We start from the raw sequence: 2,613 nt of genomic DNA, 5'->3' as shown, positions 1-2,613 counted from the left end.
TGACCGTGCACATCGCGCCGCCGCGATCCGCACCGACTCGAGCTGCTCGGCGCGCGTCGGCGCGATGTGCACGGTCACGAGCTCGTCGACGTCGGCGAACCTCGCGAACGCCTCGAGCTCGTCGTGCACGCGCTGGGCCCCGCCGATCGCGGTGTACTGCATCATTCCGCGGATCTCCCGACCGGCCGGGGTGTCGACGAGCTGGGAGGCCTCGTCGAACGTGAGCTCCCGATCGCGGCCGCGCGACAGGAAGCGGCGCACGCGATCGACCTCGGCGCGCGCGAAGAGCGTCTCGGCCTCGGCGTCGGTGTCGGCCGCGACCACGTTGATGCCCGCGCTCGCGTACGGCTCGGGGTGCGCCTCGCTCGGCACGTACTGGGAGCGGTAGTGCTCGATCGCCGCTTTGAGCGACTGCGGGGCGAAGTGGGACGCGAACGAGTAGGGGAGCCCGTACTGCGCGGCCAGGCTCGCACCGAACAGGCTCGACCCGAGAATCGTGAGCGGCACGCGGGTGCCGCGCCCTGGGTAGGCGTTCACCGCGGTGCGGGGCAGCTCGTCGGAGAGGTAGCGCTGCAGCTCGGCCACGTCGTTCGGAAACGCGTCGGCCGCCTCGTACGTGCGGCGCAGGGCTCGGAAGGTGGCGCCGTCCGTGCCCGGGGCGCGGCCGAGCCCGAGGTGGATGCGGCCGGGATGCAGCTCGGCGAGGGTGCCGAACTGCTCGGCGATGACGAGGGGCGAGTGGTTCGGCAGCATGACGCCGCCGGCGCCGAGGCCGATCGTCGACGTCTGCGAGGCGATGTGGGCGATGAGCACCGAGGTGGCGCTCGACGCGATCGACGGCATGTTGTGGTGCTCCGCGTACCAGATGCGGCGGTACCCGGTCGATTCGGCGAGGCGCGCGACGTCGACGGAGTGGCGGAACGCGTCGGCGATGGTGCCGTCCGCCTCGACGGTCGCGAGATCCAGGATCGAGAGCGGGGTTGCAGTCATGCAGAGTGCAACCCCGCCCGATCGGCGGCTATTCCTCGGCGCGCGGGGCGGGCGTACGCCGTCGGCTGAATCAGGCCGGGTCGATGATGGAGAGCAGCAGGTGGCCGTTCGACACGGTCTGCCCGACGGGCGCGTCGACGCCCGCGACCACGCCCGAGCGGTGCGCGTAGATCGACTGCTCCATCTTCATCGCCTCGAGCACGAGCAGCAGATCGCCCTCGGCGACCTCCTGGCCCTCCTCGACCGACACCTTCACGACCGTCGCCTGCATGGGCGCTGCGACGCCGTCGCCCGCGGAGGCCGCGATGCCGGCGCCCTTCGCGCGGCGCGGGGCCGGGCCGCGGGTGACCTCCTGGTCGACGAGCGGCAGCAGCGTGGCGGGCATCGTCACCTCGACGCGACGGCCCTCGACCTCGACGGTGACGCTGCGGCGCTTGTCGTCCTGCCCGATGGGCGGAACCTCGCCCTCCCAGGGCTCGATGTCGTTGTCGAACTCGCGCTCGATCCAGAGGGTGTAGACGCCGAACGCGCCGTCGGGCGCGGTGAATGCGGGATCCCGCACGATCTTGCGGTGGAACGGCAGCACGGTGGGCAGGCCCTGGATCTCGAACTCGTCGAGGGCGCGCCGGGAGCGCTCGAGCGCCTCTTCGCGCGTGGATCCGGTGACGATCAGCTTGCCGAGCATCGAGTCGAACGCGCCCGAGACGACGTCGCCCGAGGCGACGCCGGTGTCGATGCGCACGCCGGGGCCTGCGGCGGGCTTGAACAGCGAGACGGGCCCGGGGGCCGGGAGGAACCCGTTGCCCGGATCCTCACCGTTGAGACGGAACTCGAAGGAGTGGCCGCGCGGCTCGGGGTCGGCGTAGTCGAGCGCGCCGCCCTCGGCGATGCGGAACTGCTCGCGCACGAGATCGATGCCGGTGACCTCCTCGGAGACGGGGTGCTCGACCTGCAGGCGCGTGTTCACCTCGAGGAAGGAGACGGTGCCGTCCTTCGCGACGAGGAACTCGCAGGTGCCGGCGCCGACGTACCCGACCTCGACGAGGATCGCCTTCGATGCGGCGTACAGCTGCGCGTTCTGCTCGTCGGTGAGGAAGGGCGCGGGGGCCTCCTCGACCAGCTTCTGGTGGCGGCGCTGCAGCGAGCAGTCGCGCGTCGAGACGACGACGACGTTGCCGTGCTGGTCGGCGAGGCACTGGGTCTCGACGTGGCGGGGCTTCTCCAGGTACTTCTCGACGAAGCACTCGCCGCGGCCGAAGGCCGCCACGGCCTCGCGCGTCGCGGACTCGAAGAGCTCGGCGACCTCGTCGCGCTCGTAGGCGACCTTGAGCCCGCGGCCGCCGCCGCCGAATGCCGCCTTGATGGCGATCGGCAGCCCGACCTCGTCGGCGAAGGCGAGCACCTCGTCGGCGTTCTGCACCGGGTCGCTCGTGCCGGCGGCGAGCGGGGCGCCCACCTTCTCGGCGACGTGACGGGCGGAGACCTTGTCGCCGAGGCGCTCGATGGCGTCGGGGCCCGGGCCGATCCACGTCATCCCCGCGTCCATGACGGCCCGGGACAACCTGGCGTTTGCGGCGCGGCACCCGTTGCCGGGGGTCACCGCAGCGACCCCGACACGCCGGG

Annotated in this window: 2 protein-coding genes; both read right to left on the bottom strand. The window is 72.2% G+C overall.

Features of this window, described 5'->3' with window-relative positions; translation table 11 throughout:
• The coding region (locus tag NS354_RS11685) for an LLM class flavin-dependent oxidoreductase (protein ID WP_058594647.1) at positions 1-990 on the bottom strand (990 nt) is incomplete at its 3' end.
• A 70-nt stretch (positions 991-1,060) separates the two neighbouring features.
• On the bottom strand, positions 1,061-2,613 hold a 1,553-nt coding region (locus NS354_RS11680), incomplete at its 5' end, for an acetyl/propionyl/methylcrotonyl-CoA carboxylase subunit alpha (protein ID WP_058594648.1).

The sequence above is a fragment of the Leucobacter chromiiresistens genome (assembly GCF_001477055.1).
GTDB lineage: Bacteria > Actinomycetota > Actinomycetes > Actinomycetales > Microbacteriaceae > Leucobacter > Leucobacter chromiiresistens_A.
The sequence above is the reverse complement of the archived record's forward strand: the minus strand, read 5'-3'. Positions and strand labels throughout refer to the sequence as shown.